At 64.9% G+C, this 18,688-nt stretch carries 18 protein-coding genes; 2 read left to right on the top strand and 16 right to left on the bottom strand.

The window, feature by feature from the left end; all coding sequences use genetic code 11:
• Positions 1-223: 223 nt before the first annotated feature.
• The 3 genes from BLU37_RS19615 to BLU37_RS19605 form a co-directional block, all read right to left on the bottom strand.
• Entirely contained in the window at positions 224-661 is a 438-nt protein-coding gene (locus BLU37_RS19615; RefSeq protein ID WP_090207842.1) for an HIT family protein, read from the bottom strand.
• A gap of 325 nt (positions 662-986) precedes the next feature.
• Positions 987-1,193 carry a hypothetical protein gene (locus BLU37_RS19610; RefSeq protein ID WP_010452198.1) on the bottom strand — a complete coding sequence of 69 codons (207 nt, stop codon included), beginning with the start codon at positions 1,191-1,193 and terminating at the stop codon, positions 987-989.
• Between the two features lie 230 nt (positions 1,194-1,423).
• Positions 1,424-1,639 carry a TOBE domain-containing protein gene (locus tag BLU37_RS19605; protein ID WP_010452196.1) on the bottom strand — a complete coding sequence of 72 codons (216 nt, stop codon included), beginning with the start codon at positions 1,637-1,639 and terminating at the stop codon, positions 1,424-1,426.
• Positions 1,640-1,873: 234 nt separating this feature from the next.
• Here BLU37_RS19605 and BLU37_RS19600 point away from each other — a divergent pair, with 234 nt between their 5' ends.
• Positions 1,874-2,695 carry an aldo/keto reductase gene (locus BLU37_RS19600; protein WP_090207839.1) on the top strand — a complete coding sequence of 274 codons (822 nt, stop codon included), beginning with the start codon at positions 1,874-1,876 and terminating at the stop codon, positions 2,693-2,695.
• A 233-nt stretch (positions 2,696-2,928) separates the two neighbouring features.
• A complete protein-coding gene (locus BLU37_RS19595) occupies positions 2,929-4,038 on the top strand; it encodes a saccharopine dehydrogenase family protein (RefSeq protein ID WP_090207836.1) in 1,110 nt (369 codons plus the stop codon).
• A 55-nt stretch (positions 4,039-4,093) separates the two neighbouring features.
• On the opposite strand, the gene BLU37_RS19590 is transcribed toward BLU37_RS19595, so the two are convergent.
• From BLU37_RS19590 to BLU37_RS19530, 13 genes are all read right to left on the bottom strand, one after another.
• Positions 4,094-4,420, bottom strand: a complete 327-nt coding sequence (locus BLU37_RS19590; protein ID WP_090207833.1) for a hypothetical protein — start codon at positions 4,418-4,420, stop codon at positions 4,094-4,096.
• A gap of 109 nt (positions 4,421-4,529) precedes the next feature.
• Positions 4,530-5,162, bottom strand: a complete 633-nt coding sequence (locus BLU37_RS19585; protein ID WP_090207831.1) for an RraA family protein — start codon at positions 5,160-5,162, stop codon at positions 4,530-4,532.
• Positions 5,153-5,932 carry an IucA/IucC family C-terminal-domain containing protein gene (locus tag BLU37_RS19580; protein ID WP_090207828.1) on the bottom strand — a complete coding sequence of 260 codons (780 nt, stop codon included), beginning with the start codon at positions 5,930-5,932 and terminating at the stop codon, positions 5,153-5,155. The genes BLU37_RS19585 and BLU37_RS19580 overlap by 10 nt, the downstream gene beginning before the upstream one ends.
• Positions 5,929-6,720 carry an ABC transporter ATP-binding protein gene (locus BLU37_RS19575; protein ID WP_090207825.1) on the bottom strand — a complete coding sequence of 264 codons (792 nt, stop codon included), beginning with the start codon at positions 6,718-6,720 and terminating at the stop codon, positions 5,929-5,931. Before BLU37_RS19575 ends, BLU37_RS19580 begins: the two co-directional genes overlap by 4 nt.
• 10 nt (positions 6,721-6,730) lie before the next feature.
• Positions 6,731-7,762, bottom strand: a complete 1,032-nt coding sequence (locus BLU37_RS19570; RefSeq protein ID WP_090207822.1) for a FecCD family ABC transporter permease — start codon at positions 7,760-7,762, stop codon at positions 6,731-6,733.
• The gene (locus tag BLU37_RS19565) at positions 7,755-8,744 is read right to left on the bottom strand and encodes a FecCD family ABC transporter permease (protein ID WP_010452179.1); all 990 of its coding nucleotides are present in this window, start codon (positions 8,742-8,744) and stop codon (positions 7,755-7,757) included. Before BLU37_RS19565 ends, BLU37_RS19570 begins: the two co-directional genes overlap by 8 nt.
• The gene (locus BLU37_RS19560) at positions 8,741-9,637 is read right to left on the bottom strand and encodes an ABC transporter substrate-binding protein (protein WP_010452178.1); all 897 of its coding nucleotides are present in this window, start codon (positions 9,635-9,637) and stop codon (positions 8,741-8,743) included. The genes BLU37_RS19565 and BLU37_RS19560 overlap by 4 nt, the downstream gene beginning before the upstream one ends.
• Positions 9,627-11,495, bottom strand: a complete 1,869-nt coding sequence (locus BLU37_RS19555) for an IucA/IucC family protein (protein WP_090207817.1) — start codon at positions 11,493-11,495, stop codon at positions 9,627-9,629. Before BLU37_RS19555 ends, BLU37_RS19560 begins: the two co-directional genes overlap by 11 nt.
• A gap of 4 nt (positions 11,496-11,499) precedes the next feature.
• Entirely contained in the window at positions 11,500-12,273 is a 774-nt protein-coding gene (locus BLU37_RS19550; protein ID WP_090207812.1) for an HpcH/HpaI aldolase family protein, read from the bottom strand.
• Positions 12,267-14,147: an IucA/IucC family protein gene (locus BLU37_RS19545; protein WP_090207808.1), complete on the bottom strand. Its 1,881-nt coding sequence runs from the start codon at positions 14,145-14,147 to the stop codon at positions 12,267-12,269. The genes BLU37_RS19550 and BLU37_RS19545 overlap by 7 nt, the downstream gene beginning before the upstream one ends.
• Before the next feature lie 24 nt (positions 14,148-14,171).
• Complete coding sequence (locus BLU37_RS19540) at positions 14,172-15,566, bottom strand: DHA2 family efflux MFS transporter permease subunit (RefSeq protein ID WP_397458967.1); 1,395 nt, start codon at positions 15,564-15,566, stop codon at positions 14,172-14,174.
• A gap of 8 nt (positions 15,567-15,574) precedes the next feature.
• Positions 15,575-16,798 carry a type III PLP-dependent enzyme gene (locus BLU37_RS19535; RefSeq protein ID WP_090207805.1) on the bottom strand — a complete coding sequence of 408 codons (1,224 nt, stop codon included), beginning with the start codon at positions 16,796-16,798 and terminating at the stop codon, positions 15,575-15,577.
• Positions 16,791-18,575, bottom strand: a complete 1,785-nt coding sequence (locus BLU37_RS19530) for an IucA/IucC family protein (protein WP_090207802.1) — start codon at positions 18,573-18,575, stop codon at positions 16,791-16,793. Before BLU37_RS19530 ends, BLU37_RS19535 begins: the two co-directional genes overlap by 8 nt.
• Between the last annotated feature and the right edge of the window lie 113 nt (positions 18,576-18,688).

Genomic DNA, 18,688 nt, shown 5'->3' with positions numbered 1-18,688 from the left:
CAAGTAAGAAGCCGAGAAACGGGCAAGATCTGAGGGCCTATTCGCGGGCAAGCCCGACGCCTACAGGATCCATTTATATATAAATGTTGGGTACGGCACGGTGATTGTGGGAACAGCCAGCCGATGCTCGGTCACTGTCGATAAACGTTGACGCGTCCTGACAGACAGGCCATTGCGTCTGAACAGCCGACTCCCCAGTCGGCTGCTCTGCGCGACCTATTGTTCAGAGTTGTTCGAGAGCCGCACGAATCAACCCGGCCCGCTCACCCAGCACCTGCGGGTTGGCCATGGGAATATCGCCGTGGGCGAGGTCGAAGCCATCGCCGACAAACCGTGCGATCACATGCAAGTGGGCATGCCCAACGGTTTGCCCGGCCACCGCACCATCGCACAACAACAGGTTGATGCCTTCGCAGGGCTGGCCGTCGAGCTGCAACCCACTGTTGCGCAAGGCAGCCGCCACACGCTGGCCGACCACCATGACGTGGCCTGCAGTATGCGAAGGGATTTCGCCCAGGCCACTGGCATGGGCCTTGGGAATGACCAACACGTGACCGGGGGTGATTGGCTGGATGGAGAGAAAGGCCAGGCACTGCTCGTCTTCGTGGACGATGCTTGCGGGTGCCAGCTGGGCGACGATTGCACAGAAAATGCAGTTCATGAATTAGCTCCTTCTAATTGTTATGTACAAGCCCGCCGGATGCTCTGGTTCCGGGCTTGCTAAAGGCTGAATTCCATTACAGACCTATACTGCTGATCGCACAGCTTGCAGCGAAAATACGCTGACGGTTGAACGGCTGTACACGTCAGTTTTGAAATTTTTTGTATCCGGCGTCCCCGAAAGACACTAAGGCACTGATTTGCTTTCAGAAAATCACGGGGAAAATATCGACCTCCCTGACGGCAGACCCAAAAAAACCGGAGCTCTCTCAAGCTCCGGTTTTTTTCAACTGCCCGGGAGCATCTGCTCACCGTGCTTCACGATTTCACGCCTGCTTTTTCAGACGTGGCCTGGCCTTGGGAAAATAGAGTCGCTTCAACACGCCGTTCGGTTCCGGCTGACTGAGCCGATTCGACACTTGTTCCGTTGGCGCTTCCCCCCCAAACTCGGCGACATAAGGCGTCTGCCCGCAGCGCACCAGATTGTTGATCGGGAACTCATCGCCATTGTCTTCCATGTAGGCCCTTTTCATTCGGCTACTCCTTTCCAAGGTTGATCGCCGCCAGCCAGCAGCCGGCGCCTTAAAAACCTTCAGCGTAGACCAGCAAGAGCAACCTGCAGGCTCTGGAACAGGCTCTGGAACAAGGTTCCGACGAATGACCGGCCAGTCACGAAATCATGCTGACGGGAACCGTTGCAACACGTGAGCTACTGCCGCAACGGCGGCAGAGTCGGTCGCACTGGAGCGCCCGGCGATCGGACTCAGAGCTTGGCGATAGACACTTCCGTGGATTTGACGAAGGCGATCACCTCGCTGCCGACTGCCAGTTCGAGGTCGCGCACCGAGCGCGTGGTGATCACCGAAGTGACAATGCCCGAAGCGGTCTGCACGTCGATTTCGGACAGCACATCACCGACGTTGATTTCCTTGATGACGCCACGGAACTGGTTACGCACGTTGATCGCTTTGATGGTCATGGAGCTGCTTCCTGTGTGGGAGAGTGGCACGCACTTCGTGCGGTTCGTTGATAAGGTGCACCTTTCTCTGTTTTTTCAAAAGGAATTAATAATCATCATTTTATTCTTTTATGGAATAAGACAGGGAGTGCTCCTGAACTCCCATGGGCCATGACTAGAATCACAGCTGCACGGCGGAACCTCACGGACCAGCCGTTGCCACACGGATACCCCCAGGATTCCAAGGAGGCTTCAATGCGAACGCTCGATCTGGCCGGAGTGGCCGTTCCTGTCATCGGCCAGGGCACCTGGCGCATGGGCGAGGACCGCCAACAGCGCGCCCAGGAAGTACGTGCCCTGCAAACCGGTATTGACCTGGGCATGACCCTGATCGATACCGCCGAGATGTATGGCGAAGGCGGCGCCGAGGAAGTGGTCGGCCAGGCCATTGCCGGGCAGCGCGACAAGGTGTTCCTGGTCAGCAAGGTCTACCCGCACAACGCCAGCCGCAAGGGCATTCCCCTGGCCTGTGAACGCAGTCTCAAGCGCCTGGGCACCGAGTACATCGACCTGTACCTGCTGCACTGGCGCGGCCAGTACCCGCTGGCGGAAACCGTCGAGGCCTTCGAGCGCCTGCGCGAACAGGGCCGGATCGGTCGTTGGGGGGTGTCCAATTTCGACGTCGACGACCTGCAGGAACTGGCCTCGCCGTTCTGCGCTACCAACCAGGTGCTGTACAACCTGGAGGAACGCGGCATCGAGTTCGATCTGCTGCCGTGGTGGCAACAGCACAACCTGCCACTGATGGCCTACTGTCCGGTCGGCCAGGGCGGTGCGCTGCTCGACAGCCCGACGCTGCAGCAGATCGCCGTCCGCCACGACGCCACCCCGGCCCAGGTGGCACTGGCCTGGGTGATCCGCCATGAAGGGGTGCTGGCGATTCCCAAGGCGGTCAACCTGGAACACGTCCGGCTTAACGCAGCGGCGGCTCAGTTACAATTGGACGAGCACGACCTGGACGCCATCGACCGGGTATTCATGCCGCCCAAACGCAAGCATCGGCTGGCGATGGTCTGATCCGGACAACTGCGAACCGGCGTTCTGGAACGACCGGCAGTAAAGACTGACGCGGTCCGCTTTTGTGAGAGCCGGCTGCCTGGCGATAGCGGTGCATCATCTGACAAAGAGATCGACTGACAGGGCGCAATCGCCAGCAAGCCTGCTCCCACAGGGGCCGCATCGCCCATCTTTTCCTTGTTCATCCCATGACCCCGTATACTGCCGCCCTCCCCCTCATTCAAGGATGAATCGTGCGTATCATCGTCATCGGCGGCCTGGGCAATTTCGGCGCGCGTATCTGTCGGCGCCTGGCCCTGGAGCCCGGACTGGAACCGATTGCCGCCAGTCGCAGCGCCAGCGCGGGCCCGCACAGGTTCGACAATGGGCAAACCGTCGCCACCCTGCGCCTTGATATCGAGGCAGCCGACTTCGAGGCGCGCCTCGCCGAGGCCAGGCCGGACCTGGTCATCCACTGCGCGGGGCCCTTCCAGGGCCAGGACTATCGCGTCGCCCTGGCGGCTTGCGCCGCAGGCTCGCACTACATCGACCTGGCGGATGGCCGCGATTTCGTCGACCACTTCGCCGCCAACGTCGATGCCCAGGCCCGGGCCGCCGGGGTGCTGGCGGTTTCCGGCGCCAGCAGCGTGCCGGGGCTTTCCTCTGCGGTGGTCGACCACCTGGCCAGATCCTTCTCCCGCCTGGACAGCATCAGCACCGCTATCGCCCCCGGCCAGCAGGCTCCGCGAGGCGTAGCGACCATCCAGGCGGTGTTCGGTTATGCCGGTCTGGCTTTCGACCGCTGGAACGGTGGCACCTGGGTGAAGCAATACGGCTGGCAGGATATCCGCACCTTCCACTTCGCCGGCATGGGACGCCGCTGGGGCGCGGCCTGCGATATCCCGGACCTGGCGCTGTTTCCAGGTCGTTACCCCGGCGTTCGCGATGTCGAGTTCCATGCTGCGCTGGAACTGCGCCTGGAGCACGTGGGCCTGTGGCTGGCCGCAGCCCTGCGGCGCCTGGGCATACCCTTGCCGATTTCCCGATTTGCCGCGCAACTGGATGCGTTGTCGAGAAAGGTCATGGACCGTTTCGGCAGCGACTTGGGTGCCATGCGGGTCCACGTCCGTGGCCTGCGCCAGGATGGCACGCCTGGCAGCCTGACCTGGCAACTGACCGCCCCCGGTGGCCATGGTCCGGAAATCCCGTGCATGGCCACCGTACTGTTGGCCTGCAAACTGGCCCAGGGCGCAATCAGCCAGACCGGGGCGATGCCCTGCATGGGCCTGTTGCAGTTGGAAGAGTTCGAGCCGGAATTCCAGCGCTGGCATTTCACGTCGGACATTGTCGAAGGTGGCGCATGACACAACGCCGAATCATGCTGATCGTGCCTGCCAGCGCTGCCGAGGCCAGCCGTGACTAGATGAGCTTGATCGAAACCACCTCGAAATAGCGGAATTTCTTCTTTTTCGCCGCGGCCTTGGCTTCCTGCTCGGCGGTAAAGGTACTCAGGGTGTTGGCGTCATACACCAACTCCTCGATCTCGCCTTCAAACACCTTGGTCGCGTGCAGAATCACCCTCAGCTTGGGCGACAGCGCCTTGGCAACGGGTTTACGCTTGGCTGGCGCAGTCGGGGTGACGATCACCTTGGGTTCAGGTATTGGCGGGAGGATCGGTTCGGCACTCGGGCGCGGGGAGCCAAATAGCGCCAGGCGCATCTCCTCTTCGCTCAGGTCATTGCTCATTTTGCGGGTGTCTCGATTACGGGTAGGCGACTTGATATGTAGTAAGCTAACGAACTGTACCAGAGTTGCTTGTCGTCTGCTGTGATCGTTGTCGCCGTTTACCCCGGCATCAGACCTCCCTGGCCATCAGCCTGGCCATGAATGCCGCCCGGCGCAGGCGATCGGCCTGTTCCTTGGCCAGCAACTGCGGTAGCAGTTCCTGCGCCTGCTGAGCCGTCAGGATGAACACGCCGTCATCGTCACCGATGGCGATGTCGCCCGGGTGGACCTGGACCTCGCCCAGCCGCACCGGCAGGTTGAGTTCACCGCCCTGCCCCAGGCTGCGGGTGGTCAGGGCACTGATGCCCCGGCTGAAGATCGGCAGGCGGTGTTCGCGCAACGCCGCGACATCGGTCACCGCACCGGATACCACCACGCCGGCCAGACCCTTGATCATCGCTGCGAGGGTGCGCAGCTCGCCCCAGCAGGCACATTCGGCATCGCCTTCGCACTCGATCACCAGCACGTCACCCGGCTCACTGCACAGCAGGGCGTCGCGCAGGATGCTGCCATCCGGCGTGCGCAGCTTCGCCGTGACCACGTTGCCGACCATGTGGATACCGTCGAACAACGGCCGCAGGCCACGCAGGTAGCCGCTGTCGAGCACATGGCCGATGGTCGAGCTGGCAATGCCTTGGTAGTGCTGCAGCAGTACGCTGTCGACCATCTGCCGACGCGGTGCGATTCGTGGGTTCAACGACATTTCTTCGGCCTCAGCAAGGGACAGGTGGAGCAGTACTCGACCGGGTTGCTCGCCTCGTAGTAGAAGCAGCAGGTGCGCCGAAAGCGAATGCTCTTGCCTTCGCTTTCAAGGATCGTCGGCGATCGGCGAAAATGCCGTAGCGGGTTGTAGTCGAGGCCGAACAAGGCCGGTTCGGCGTCGTTCAGCAGCCAGTGGAAATCGGCTTCGTAGCGCTGGCGAACCTGCGGGTCCTCGACCTTGACCATGCGTTTCTCGTACAGCGAATAAACCCGTACCGCGGTGTTCTCCCAGAGAATCCGCCGGGAAATACCGCTGACCCGGTAGAACGTCTGCCACAGCGGCTGCAGCGTTCCAGCGAACAGGCTGCCGACGATGGACGCGCGCCAGGCTTCACGCTGCCCCGGCGGATAGTCGAAAGGCTGCAGCTCATCCAGCGGCATCGACGAGGTCCACACGCCGTCGTCATGTCCGTACTCGACTCGACAATTGTCCAGCGACAACCGCAAGCCCTTGTCGTACACCGACATCGCGTACAGGCACGCCCCGGTGCTCAGGAAGGAGAAACGCTTGGCCAGCAGCGAGGCGGTGATCGCCAGCGTCGGCGAACCGATCACCGGGCCCAACGCCAGCAGCAGGCGCTCGCAGGTCGTCTCATCGAGCAGCGCCCGCGCCGGCAGCGAGCGCAGGTCGCACTGCTGCGCAGGCTTGAGGCGCAACGCCCCGGACAGCAGCGCCCATTCCTGTTCACTGAACAGGCTCGCCAGGGTCATTGCGGCAGTTCCCGGCCGAACGGGATGCACAGCGGCGTGCCGAAGAACGGGTCGCTGATGATCCGGCAGTTGAGATTGAACACCTGCTTGACCAATTCCTCACTGAGGATGTCAGCCGGCCGCCCCTGGGCAAACGCCGTGCGCTGGTGCACCGCGACCATGTGGTCGGCGTAGCGGCAGGCCAGGTTGAGGTCGTGCAGGACCATGACGATGGTCTTGCCCTCCTGGCGATTGAGGTCGCGCAGCAGGTCGAGGACTTCGATCTGGTGGGCCAGGTCGAGGAACGTGGTCGGCTCGTCGAGCAGCACCAGTTCGGTGTCCTGGGCCAGGGTCATGGCGATCCACGCACGCTGGCGCTGGCCACCGGACAGCGCATCCACCGGACGCTCGGCCAGTTCCAGCATGCCGGTCTGCTGCAGCGCGCGCTCGACCATCGCCTCGTCCTGCAGCGACCATTGCTGCATCCAGTTCTGGTAGGGGTAGCGCCCCAACGCCACCAGTTGCCGCACGCTGATGCCCTCGGGGGCACTGGGGATCTGCGGGAGGATCGCCAGTTCACGGGCGACTGCCGCCGTCGACTTGCGATGGATGTCGGTGCCGTTGAGGATGACCGTACCCTGCTGCGGCTTGAGCAGCCGCGCAAAGGATTTGAGCAGGGTGCTCTTGCCGCAGCCATTGCTGCCGATCAGTACCGACACCTGGCCTTGGGGCAGTTGCAGGTCGAGCCCGTCGATGATGGGCTGACGTTGGTAACCCAGGGTCAGGCCCTGGGCTGTAATGGATGCCATCTGCAATTCCTCAGTGCCGCTGGTTGATCAGGAGATAGAGAAAGAACGGTGTGCCGAGCACCGCAACAAAGATACCCGCCGGCAGGTCCAGGGGCAGAAACAATGTGCGCCCGACCAGGTCGGCGAGCATCACCAGGTTGGCGCCGACCAGCGCCGACATCAGCGCCTGCCCGGCAAACCCCGGTGGCACCAGGCGCTTGGCGATGTGCGGGGCGATCAGCCCGACGAAGGCAATCGCCCCGCCCCAGGCCACGGCCGCACCGGCCAACGCCACGCTGACCAGCAGCAGGCCGGCCCGCAGCCATTGCACTCGCGCGCCGATGCCCTGGGCCAGGTCGTCGTCCAGTTGCTGCACCCGCACTTGCCGGGCCAGCCAGGCCAGCAGCGGCATGATCGCCAGCAGCCAGCCGGCCAGCGCCCGCGGCTCCGGCCAACTGGCGCCGTAGACGCTGCCCGTCAGCCAGACATAGGCCGACAGGGTGGTGGTCAACGGGCTGAACACCAGCACAAAGGTGGTCACCGCCGCCAGCAAGGCCGATACACCGACGCCGATCAGCACCAGCCGCAGCGGCGAGGTGCCCTGCTTCCAGGCCAGCAGGTAGATCGCCAGCGCGGCCAGGCCGGCCCCGGTCATCGCCACCAGCGGCAGGAACTGCGAGCCCAGCGCCAGCGAGAAGAACGACAGGTAGCCCACCGCCGCCGCACTGGCGCCGCTGGTGATACCCAGCAGGTCCGGCGAAGCCAGCGGATTGCGAATGATGCTCTGCAGGATCAGCCCGGAGACCGCCAGCGCCGCCCCCACCAGGGCTGCCAGCACCAGCCGCGGCAGGCGCAGTTGCTCGACGATGAAGGTCAGCCCGGGGTCGGCGGCGCCAGCCAGCACCCGCAAGACGGTCAACGGCGACAGGTTGATCTTGCCCAGCGTCAGCGCGCCGAGCATCACCAGCAGGGTCAGCAGCAGCGCTACCATCAGGCGGGCCACGCTGCCAAGGTCGAGTTGCCGGGAAAAGACGCCCCGGCGCACGGTCACCTGTCTAGCCATGACGTGCCCCCCGTCGCGCCAGGGCAATGAAGAACGGCGCCCCGAAGAACGCAGTCATCACCCCCACCGGCACCTCCTGCGGCAGGATCACCACCCGCGACAAGGTATCGGCCAGCAACAACAGCGTCGCGCCCAACACGGCACAGCCCGGCAGCAGCCAGCGATGATCGACCGACAGGCTCTTGCGCACCATGTGCGGCACCAGCAGGCCGATGAAACCGATGCTGCCGGCCAGCGCCACCGCGCTGCCCGCCAGGCCGACGATCAGCACGCTCATCAGCAGGCGGATCCGCCCGGTGCGTTGGCCGAGTCCAATGGCAATCGACTCGCCGGCACCGAGGACATTGACCTGCCCAGCCAGCAGCCAGGCGCCGAACAGGCCGAACGACACACCGATCAGCAACGGCGCGGCCATCGCCAGCTCTCGCTCGGAGAGCGAACCGGCGAGCCAGAACAGCACCGTGTCCAGGCCTTCCTCATCGACCACCAGCAGGGCCTGGCTGAAGGCCGAAAACAGCGCGGTCACCGCCGCCCCGGCGAGCACGATGCGCAACGGGCTGAGACTGCTCTCGCCACGGTTGCCGATCAGCCACACCAGCGCGCCGGCCAGCGCCGCCCCGAGGAATGCACACCACAACCATTGCTGCATGGACGACAGAGCCAGCAGCGACGAACCGAGGATGATCGCAAAGGTCGCCCCGGCATTCACCCCGAACAGCCCTGGCGACGCCAGCGGGTTGCGCGTCAGCGCCTGCATCAGCGCCCCGGCGACCGCAAGGCTGGCACCCACCGCGACCGCCATCAGCGTGCGGGCCAGGCGGGTGCTGACGATCAGTTGTTCGCCAGCCGTCAGGCTGCCGGCGTGCAGCAAGCCACTCCACAGGTGCGACGGTTGAATCCAGGTGGCCCCCGCCGCCAGGCTCAACAGGCAGGCCAACAGCATCACCAGCACCGCCAGGGTCAGTTTCGAACCACGACTCATGAGGACGCCACCACCCGCGCGATGTCATCGAGCATCTGGTTGGCCCCCAGGATACCGCCGGAAAAACTCCAGGCGATGCTGTCGACCCGCCACACCTGGCCATCCCGGGCTGCACGCATGTGCTGCCAGAACGGGTAATGCACCAGGCGTTCATAGTTGCGCTGCACGGTCTGGCTGTCCGAGCGCTGGAACACGAAAAACAGGTCGGCATCGACCACGGGCAAGCTCTCTTTACTGGTGAGTTTCATGTAGGTGCCGTGTGCGCTGCGGGCTACCGGGTTCCAGTCGAACCCCAGCTCGCTGAGTACGGAGCCGGCAAAGCTGCCCGGCAGGTAACTGCGCACGTGGTCTTCGCGCACATCCAGCACCGAGACGGTCAGCGGCCAGCGCCCGGCGAATTTCGCCTGCAACTGTTCACGCAAGTGGGCGACCCGCTGCTGCCACTGCCCCAGCAAGTCACTGGCCTGCTGCTGGCGATTCAGCGCGGCGCCCATCAGCGCCAGGGTTCGCTTGAATTCAAAGACTTCCTCCAGCATCAACACCCTGCCCATGCGCTCCAGCAGCGGGGCAATACGCTGGTGCCGAAATCGCGAGGCGACGATCACGTCGGGCCTGAGCAGGACGATATCCTCCAGGCTCGGCTGGGTTTCCAGGCCGACATGGGCGACACCGGCCAGGGCCGGACGCAGGTAGCGAAAGGTCGGCTTCTCGGTGGGCGAGTCGACCACGCCCACCGGGGTCAGTCCCAGGGCCACGGCACAATCGCTGGCGCCCTGGAACAGGGTGACCAGGCGCAGCCCGTCGGCCCGTACCAGTGTCGGCAGGGCCAGCAGGCCGAGGGACAGGCGCAGCACGGTGCGCCTGGACGGTTGCCGGAACAGGTCAGGCTTCACGGCGCAACCTGTGGAACGGGTTGACCACCTCGCCCTTGCCGAACGGCATGCTGCCTGGGCCACCCGCGCGGGCGATCATCGGTGTCAGCAGCAGTTTCTGCGGCCAGCGCGGGGCCTCGAACAACTGGTGGCGAATCATCGCCCGCGCCTCGGTGTCGAACTCGATGCTCTCCAGCAGGCCTTCGAGCACATCACGCAACACCGTCCACAACGCGGTCACCGGCACCGCATAGACCTGCGCCAGGGTGTCGATGATCGCCCGCACGTTGACCTGGATGCCGAGGGTCTGCAGCCAGAACAAAAGGTCCTCGGGACGCTCATGGTAGAGGGTGTTGGCATGACCCTTCTTGATCCGGTAGACCGGGTCGGCCATGCCGTTGCGCTCGAGCCACGGCACGAAGATGCGCAACGAGTCATGGTCACGCAGCAGCAGGCCCTGGGCCTGTCCGGCCTTCCACACCAGCACCGCGTTCTGTCCGTGAACCTCGCCGAGCATACCGATGCGCAGCATGCGCAGGTTGATGTCGAAGAAGCTGTGGCTCAGCTCGCGGAACAGGGTCAACACCGAAGCCTGGTTGCGTGGCAACTGGCGGTAGTCCATCCACTCGTCGAAGAAGTGCCGGTTGCTGTCGGGCAGCGGCGTCCCCAGTGCGGCCATTGGCAGCAGGCGGCACTCGGGGTCGTCGAGCAGGGGCGCCGGGTAGCCACGGACCATCGCCGAGAGGTGCCGTGGCGCCTCGTCGAACAGCGTCGCCTCGGGCGGCATGAAGGCCCACCATTTGCCCTCGTCGCACAGGTGCAGCGAACGCGCCAGGGTCTCATCGCGGGTCAGCGCCTGGCGCAGCAGGTTTTCGCTGAGTCCGCCGTTGATCATCTTCACCGCCGGCAGGTAGCGCGAAGCCCCGAGGGAGTAGATCGCCATCGGCAGCTTGAGGTAGTCGGCGCTGGGGAAGCACGGGGTCATGGAACGCAGCGACGAGGTGGCGAATACCGGCGCGCCCTGGAACGCCAGGCGGCGGCAGTCGCCGCGCTCGAACGCCGAGCCCAGCTGGGCCTCAAGCACGTGCTCGAACTGCCAGGGATGGACCGGCAGGGCCACATGGCTGTGCTCGATGCCCAGGCCACGCAGCTCCTGCGCGAGCTCGGCCTGCAGGTGCTCCGGCAACAGGTAGTGCGCCGGGAACGACTGTTCGACGTCCCCTACCCCGTCGCCGCATTGCAGCAGGCCTTTGTCCACTGCGACCCAGTGCAGGTTCACCGGCTGGGCGAACTCGGCCTGGTAGCGCCGGTATTCGTCCTCGTCCAGGCCCTGCTTGGCCTTCGCCAGCGGGTGGTAGGGACGGTCGCGCAGCGACGCCCACTGCTCCATGGTGCGGAAGAAGGTCGCGCCGTCCTGCGCCATCAGGTCCCGGTGGTCGATGCGGTGGTCCAGCGACAGCGCGGTCTGCCAGACACTGATACGCAGCACCTCGAGAAACAGCGCCAGGCCCTTTTCATTGTCCTCCAGGCGCGGCGCCAGGCCGGCGAATACCCGCTGCATGAAGTCCTCGGGCGACAGCCGGATCCAGTCTTCGCCCTGGCGCGCCAGCACCGGGGTACCCGGCACACTCTCCCACTGCTGGGTGATGCCGGGACGCAGGGCGACGCTGATGAAGCGCTGTTCCGCCGCATCGTAGCACCAGTCCCAGATGCGCTGCTGCGGGCTCGTCTCGGCCAGCATGGGCGCCTGCGGATGGGCCTGCTGCCAGTGAGCGGTGTCCACCAGGTTCAGCGGCTCGCTACCAAAGAAGTCTTCCGCCAACAGGCAGTCGACCAGATCCTGCATCACCAGATCGGCGGCACGTGAAGTGAAGTTCATCGAGTCATTTTCCTTCTGCAGAAAGAGTCGCCAGGCGCGCCTGCAGCGCCCGGAAGGCAATACCACGTTCGTCGCCGAGAACGAAGGCGCGCACGCCCCGCTCCTGCCAACGGGCGGCATCGCCGGGTTGTCGGGGGATGGTGCAATACGGCACGCCGGCGGCCTGCGCGGCCTGCCAACTGTCAAGCAGCGCCTGCTGGACGACGGGCTGGTCGATCTGCCAGGGCATGCCCAACGATTGCGACAGGTCGGCGGCGCCTTCGAGGATCATGTCCAGGCCCGGTACCGCGGCGATCTCCGCGGCCCGGCGCACGCCCTCGGCGCTCTCGATCATCGCCACCAGCATGATCTGTGCATTGGCCTCGCCCACGTACTGCGCCAGGCTGTGCTTGCCGAAGGCGCCGGGACGCCCGGCATTGAGGCTGCGCCGCCCCAGCGGGTGGTACTTGCAGGCGGCGATGGCCTCAGCCAGCTGTTCGGGGCTTTCGATCATCGGCAGCACGATGCCCTGGGCACCGCCATCGAGCAGGCGCAGCAGGGTCTTGGGGTTGAGGTCGGCAACCCGCACCAGCGGTGTCAGGCCATAGGACTCGGCGGTGCGAATCATGTGCTCGACGGTTTCCGGATTGATCAGCACGTGCTCCATGTCGATGATCACGAAGTCGAAACCGGCCTCGGCGATCAGCTCGATGGCCGCCGCCGCCGGGATCGAACTGATCAGGCCATGGACCGTCTGGCCCGCCTGCAGTTTCTGTTTGAGCAGATTGGTCCTCAGCATGCTTGCGGCCTGTAGGCGTGCAGCGGATTGGGCACCGAGCGGAAGCGTCGCTCACCGTCGCCCAGCAGCCGGCGCTTGGTCAGTTCCTCGACCTCGTAGCTCGGCGCAAACACGTCGAACAGGGCGAAACGCTCGCGGTGCTGGGGATGGTCGGCCTGGTAGGCCAGGATCACCTCGGCGGTCATCTGCCAGAACAGCGCTTCGTCCAACTGGTACTGCTGGCGCAGGAAGATCGCCATCTCGGTCAGGCAGATGAAGAAGAAACAGTCGCAGGAGAAATCGCGCACCGCGTCGACGTCATCGGTGATGATGAAGGAGTTGCGATTGAGCTTGGCGTGGCTGGCCGGCAGCGGCACCAGGGTCGGACACAGCTCGGGGCGCGCCAGGTGCGCCAGCGAATAGCGAACGCCGTCGTGGAAATCCTTGAGGGCGATACGCTGCGGCCAGCCCTGCTTGACGATCAGCACGATGTTCTGGCCGTGGGACTCCATGCCGATACCTTCGGCGTAAAGCATATGGATGATCGGCGGCACGCTGACCTGCAGCAGTTGTCGGGTCCAGGCCTGCAGGCCGTACTGGCGAATCCAGGCATCGATGAACGGCACCTGTGCGCCCTCGCCATAACGATTTTCCACATGGCTCAGGCCGTTGAACGGCACCGCCTGCTCGTCGGCCTTGAGGTACGGGTGCAGGCTTTCGCGCCAGATCGCCCCGAGGGTGCCGTAGGTCTGCCCGGCACGGGATGCGGGAAGGTCGTCGTAGTCGAAGCTGACCCCGGCGACTTCGCCCAGGATGACGAAATCCAGTGCACGGGCGGTGCTGTCGCTGGCGATCAGTTGCTGCAGCCAGTCGGTGATGATGGGCCCGTTCATCACCGTGTGCCGCGCGAGGATCCGGGTGCTGGACGTGTTGGTCATGCTCATCGCCAGCTTGACGTACGGCCGCTCCTTGACGCTGGCGTTGGCCAGGGTACGGATCGACTGCTGGGCCTTGTAGACATCGTCTGAAGTACCCAGGTAGATCAGCTCGCCCTTGAGCAGCTCGGGGTAGAACGTCGGGACGATGGTGTTCTCCCACTGCCAGGGGTGAACCGGCATCAACTGGTAGTCGTCGACGCTGCGGCCCTGCTCGGCCAGGCGCCGGGCCACCTCGTCCCAGCGCGCGGCTCCCAGTTCCTCGCGGATGAACGCCGGGAAGTCGATGGACCGCGAGTGGTTGACCGCTGCCCGCTGGTTGGCCACCGCCAGCCAGACCACGGCGATCGGCGTGGCGAACTCCGGCCCGTAGCGCAGGTTGTCCGCCAGGGAGAAGCCGATGCGCGACTTGTAGCAGGGGTGATAGCTGTGGGCGTCCATGAAATGCTGCTCCAGGGCATCCACGTCCAGTTCGTGGGCCGGTACTGCGGCAGCGTAGCCTTGACTGCGGGCTTGCAGGTCCTTGAGCTGGGTCTGCTCCAGTTCGAGGATGAAACGTCCCAGGTGCGGGCTGTCACGGAACTCGCCGAGCCATTCCGCCAGGGCCTGGTGCAGATCGGGCGTGCTGCGTTGACCGCTGGCGTCGACCCGCTCCAGGCTGGCATGCTCGAGCCGAATCACCTCGAAGCTGTCGCTGAGCAGGCCCTGGCAGTGGTACTCCACCGGCGCCTGCCGGGCATCGCGACCGCGCACGGTAAAGCGCTGCAGGCCGTCACCGAGCGGTTGCGCCTCATAGGGCAGCACCGCTTCATACAACAGGGTCTGCAGCAATTGCCCGACCACCCGCCGCTGCACGGCCTCCCGGCAACGTGGGTCGACCGTGGCCAGCCAGGCACCGCTGGCCGGATTGCTGTTGGACGTTTTCACCCGTTCAGCGGTTGCCAATTCGAAAGTCGTCATATCCGTACCTTGAGTCGAAAGAAATTATCGCTGCTCGACTGCGCCGGGCTGAGCCTCGGCCGTCTCGTCGTGCAGCGGAAAGCGCCAGGCGCAGGGCAGCGCCAGCAGGATCAGGATGCCGGTGGCAATGAACACTTCGCTGATGGCCGCCGGGCTCGTCGCCTCCCCGGCCGCGCCCACGCGCCACTCCAGCCAGAGCGAGGCGATGACGATGGCCAGGGACGCCACCAGGCGCCGGGAGATGTTGTTCATCGCTGCGCCCTGGGTCACCATCGGCTCGGGCAGTGCATTGAGCCCGGCCGTGGTCACCGGCATGTAGGACAGGCCCAGTCCGGCCCCCCGCACCATCATCAGGCCGAACACCACGGCAATCTCAGCATCGGCCTTGAGCAGGCCCAGGGCCAGGGTCGAGAGACCGGTCAGCAGCAAGCCGCAGGTCACCACCGTGCGCGGGCCATGGCGGTCGAGAATGCGCCCGCCCATCTGCCCGAACAGGCTGGCAAACGCCGCCGTGCACAACAGCGCCAGCCCGGTCCAGATCGCGCTGTAGCCCAGCACCACCTGCACCAGCAGCGGCAGCAGCACCAGGCACTCGAACATGCCCACCGACTGCACCACGGCGATCACCACACTCAGGCGGTAACCCCGCAGGGCAAAGATGCGCAGGTTGAGCAAGGGCGCCTTGCGACTCAACTCCACCCGGACGAATGCCGCCAGACAGCCGAGGCCGGCAAGCAGCAGGCCCAGGTCGAGGGGATCGAGCAGCGTGGTCGCATGGCGCAGGCCACTGATGGACACCATCAGCAGACCGATACCGGCCGCGATCAGCAGGTAGCCGGCCAGGTCGAATGGCTGGCGCTCGGCCGGCTCCGAATCGGGCAACACCACGACCCCGAGCACCAGGGCCAGCAGCCCGATCGGCACGTTCATCAGGAACAGCGAGCGCCAGCTGAACCACTCCAGCAACAGGCTGCCGCACAACGGCCCCAGTGCCGGTGCCAACATCACCGCGGCACTCCACAGGCCGGTGACCCGGCCACGCTCGGGCTTGGCGTAGACCGAAAAGATGATCGCCAGCGACAACGGGATCATCAGCCCACTGGCAATACCCTGCACCACCCGTGCGGTGATCACCAGGCTGATGGAATCAGCCACGGCGCCGAGCAGCGACGCGCCGACGAACAGCGCCACGCCGCCCAGATACAGGCGTTTGCGCCCCAGGCGCTGGCTGAGGAAGCTGGTCAGCGGCATGGTCATGCCCATGCTGGTCATGAACCCGGCGACGATCCAGGTCGCCAGCAGCGGGCCGATCCCGAACACGCTCATGAACGCCGGCAGCGCCGGGTTCAGCGAACTGTTGCTGAGGCTGACCGTCAGCGTCCCCAACAGCACGTTGAACACCACCCAGCGCCGGGACATCGCGAACCTCACGCCCACTGGCAAGCGCCCCGCAACAGTTCACCGTTACGCACGAAGAGCTGCGGCGGCCGGGGATGGCAGAGGAAGTCGGCGTGGGAGATGTTGTAGCCATAGGCACCGGCCAGCGGCAGTACCAGCAGGTCGCCCACCTCGACACCCCTGAGGGGCCGGGCGCGACTGAGCACATCCTTGGGCGTGCAAAGCTGGCCGACCACGCTGTACAGGCGTTCCTCCGCGTCCGCCGAGGGCGCGCTGCGTGGCAGGTGCAGCACCGGGTGATCGTGGCTCTGCGCCGCCGGCAGACGGAACTGGTGGGTACCACCGCGGCAGACCAGGAAGTTCACGCCGTGGCTGCTCTTGCTGTCCAGCACCTCGATCACGTAGTAGCCGCAGAAGGCGCTGATGAAGCGTCCGGGCTCGAAACGCAGCACCGGGGCGCCGGGCTGCCGGGCCAGTCGGCGTTCCAGGTAGCGGCACAGGCGTTGCCAGTCGAACTGCTGCCCACCCAGGTAGTCGACGCCAATACCGCCACCGACGTTGAAATGAGTCAGTTGCTCCGGATAGGCCGTCAGGGCCTTCCACTGTTCCCAGCGCTGCAGATAGAAATCCAGCAGTTGCTCATGGCGCTCCACCGACAACTGATGGGACATGGCATGCACATGGAAACCCTTGAGGCTCAAGTGGCTGGCGCTGTCGACCAACTGCACCGCGCGGGCCAGGTCCGACTCATCGATCCCGAATGGGGTGGCGGTACCGGCCATGGCCAGCTTGCTCGACAAGGTGGCCGGCAACTGCGGGTTGACCCGGATGAACACCGGCTGCACCCGCCCGGCCTGGTTGGCCAGGCGCTGCAGGCGCTCGATCTCGTTGAGGCTTTCCAGATGGATCGCTTCCACCTGGTGCTCCAACGCCGCACGCAGGTCGGAGTCGAGCTTGCCGGGGCCGGAGAACACATAGGGCTTGCGCAGCGAACAGGCCATCACCCGCTCGATCTCGCCCCCCGAGGAAATCTCGAAACCACTGACCAGCGGGGCCACGGCTTCGAGCAATGGGGCCTCACTGTTGGCCTTGATCGCGTAGTACAGCTCGACGCCGGCCGGCAGTGCCGCCATCACCTCGCGCACGTGCTCGCCCAGGGCGTCAAGGTCGTGAATGAATGCGGCCAACGGGTCGCTGCTCATGGCCTGGGCCTCGCGGATCGCCCCCAGGACAGTCTCGGGCAACTCAGCCATAGCGCACCTCCTCGCCCCATGGCGAATGCAGGTTGACGTAGCCGGCCTGGCGGTCGGCCTTGGCCGCCAGCCGGACCTTGAGGTTGGTCTTGCAGGCAATCGGCTGGCCGGCGATCAGCGCGTCGAGTTCCGGCGCCGGGCCGACCAGCTCTTCGCGGATGCGGCGCAACTGCCGCTCGACCTGCTGCCACATCAGCGGTGCCAGGTGTGCACGCTCCCAACTCAGGGCGAGCACGGCCTCGGACAGGTTGTTGATCAACAGGCAGTAGCTGATACGGCTCCAGCCCTGGGCACGGGAATAGAGCAACGACTGGCGGACCCGTGGGTGCAGGCCGGCCTCAAGATGGCGCGCGCCCAACTCCTCCGTCAGCTTGACGCCCTCGAAGTCGCGCAGCAGCAGTTGTTGTGGCTGGCCGGCATCATGGATCAGCACGGTGTTCTGCAGGTGAGGTTCCATCACCACGCCGTGATTGAAGAACAGCGCCATCACCGGACGCAACAGCAGCGCCTGGTAGCGTTCGAACCAGTCCAGCAACTGGCGGTCTTCCAGCGGCTGACCATGGAAGCCCTGGAGGAAGTCGTGCACCAGCGGACGCGAATGGATGTCGCGGGCGAACAGCGTACCGGCCATGACGCTGCGCTCGGCACCGGCCTGGCGGCAGAAGTTCTCCCGCAGTATCGCCCCGGTCTGCTCGCGGAACCAGTGGGCATCGGCTTCGTCAGCCTGCTGCGGAGCCCAGCTCACCGAACCGGGCTCGGCCACGGTCGACAGGCCACCCAGGGTCTGCGGCTCGCTCTGCTGCAGGCGCTGGAACAACTGGTCGATGATCAGCGTGCTTTCCAGTTCGTACCAGGCGTTCTTGCGCACGCAGTTGGTGATGCGCACATTCAGCGAACCCTTGATGAAGTAGTCGTGCCCCTCGATGTACCAGGTGCGCATCGACGCCGTGGGACTGGCCAGCGGGCCGGTGGTGCCGTGGTCGAAGATTTCGCCCTGCTCCAGCAACCGCTGGACCCGGCGATCCTGCATGAACAGTTGCCCCTGCACCGGATGCATGCACAGCATCGCGTAGCCCGGTCGGGCCCCGCGCTGGTCGGCGAAACCGGCCAGCACCTGCGCCTCGTCGAGGCCGTTGGCGGTGACCCGCAGGCCCGCCCGCGGCACCTCGAACAGATGCAGCGCGGTGCGTGCCTGGAACTCCGGCGCATAGGTTTCCTGGGCCAGGTGGGCCGGCCACAGGCGCGCCTTGGGCGCCGGATGGTTGGGGTGGCCGAACCACAGTCCCTGCTCGCTGGCGAGGTAATTGCTCAGGGGCGCGGGCTGTTGGCTGTCGAGGTTGTGCGCCACGATGGCCGCGGTCAGGTGCTGGCTCTGCAGGACCTGGTCGAGCAACTCGTCGTTGCTGGCGTTGGTCATGTGCTCACACGCCGCCAGCAGTTGCTCGACGAATTGCGGAAACGCCAGGCAATGCCAGGCGCCCTGCCCCTGCCGCGCATAAACGTCGGACAGGTAACGGTGGCTGCCCAGGCGGTCGCGGCGGTCCACCAGGACGAAAAACTGCTGCTGGTTGGGCAGGCTGATGGTCAGCGGAATGCCCTTCCAGGCCAATCCCTCCAGGTAACAGCCGGGAGCAATGCCCTGCATCTGCTGCGGCCATTCATAGCGCAGGCAGTTCTCGGGCAGCGCGAACTCCTTGATCAGGCAATTGAGCAAGGCACGAGTACTCGCCAGCTCACTCACCATTTTCGAAATAACAGCACGATCGGGATTATTCATGGTTGCTCCACATTAGCCGCAGGCTCACCGGTTACATGATGTCGCAATGACAACAAGTGGCATTCATTGCCAGAAAACAGCCAATTTCTTTCCATAAGCAGACCACTCGACAT

This window comes from Pseudomonas asplenii (genome assembly GCF_900105475.1).
Classification (GTDB): Bacteria; Pseudomonadota; Gammaproteobacteria; order Pseudomonadales; family Pseudomonadaceae; genus Aquipseudomonas; species Aquipseudomonas asplenii.
This window is presented reverse-complemented; position numbering and strand designations above follow the sequence as displayed.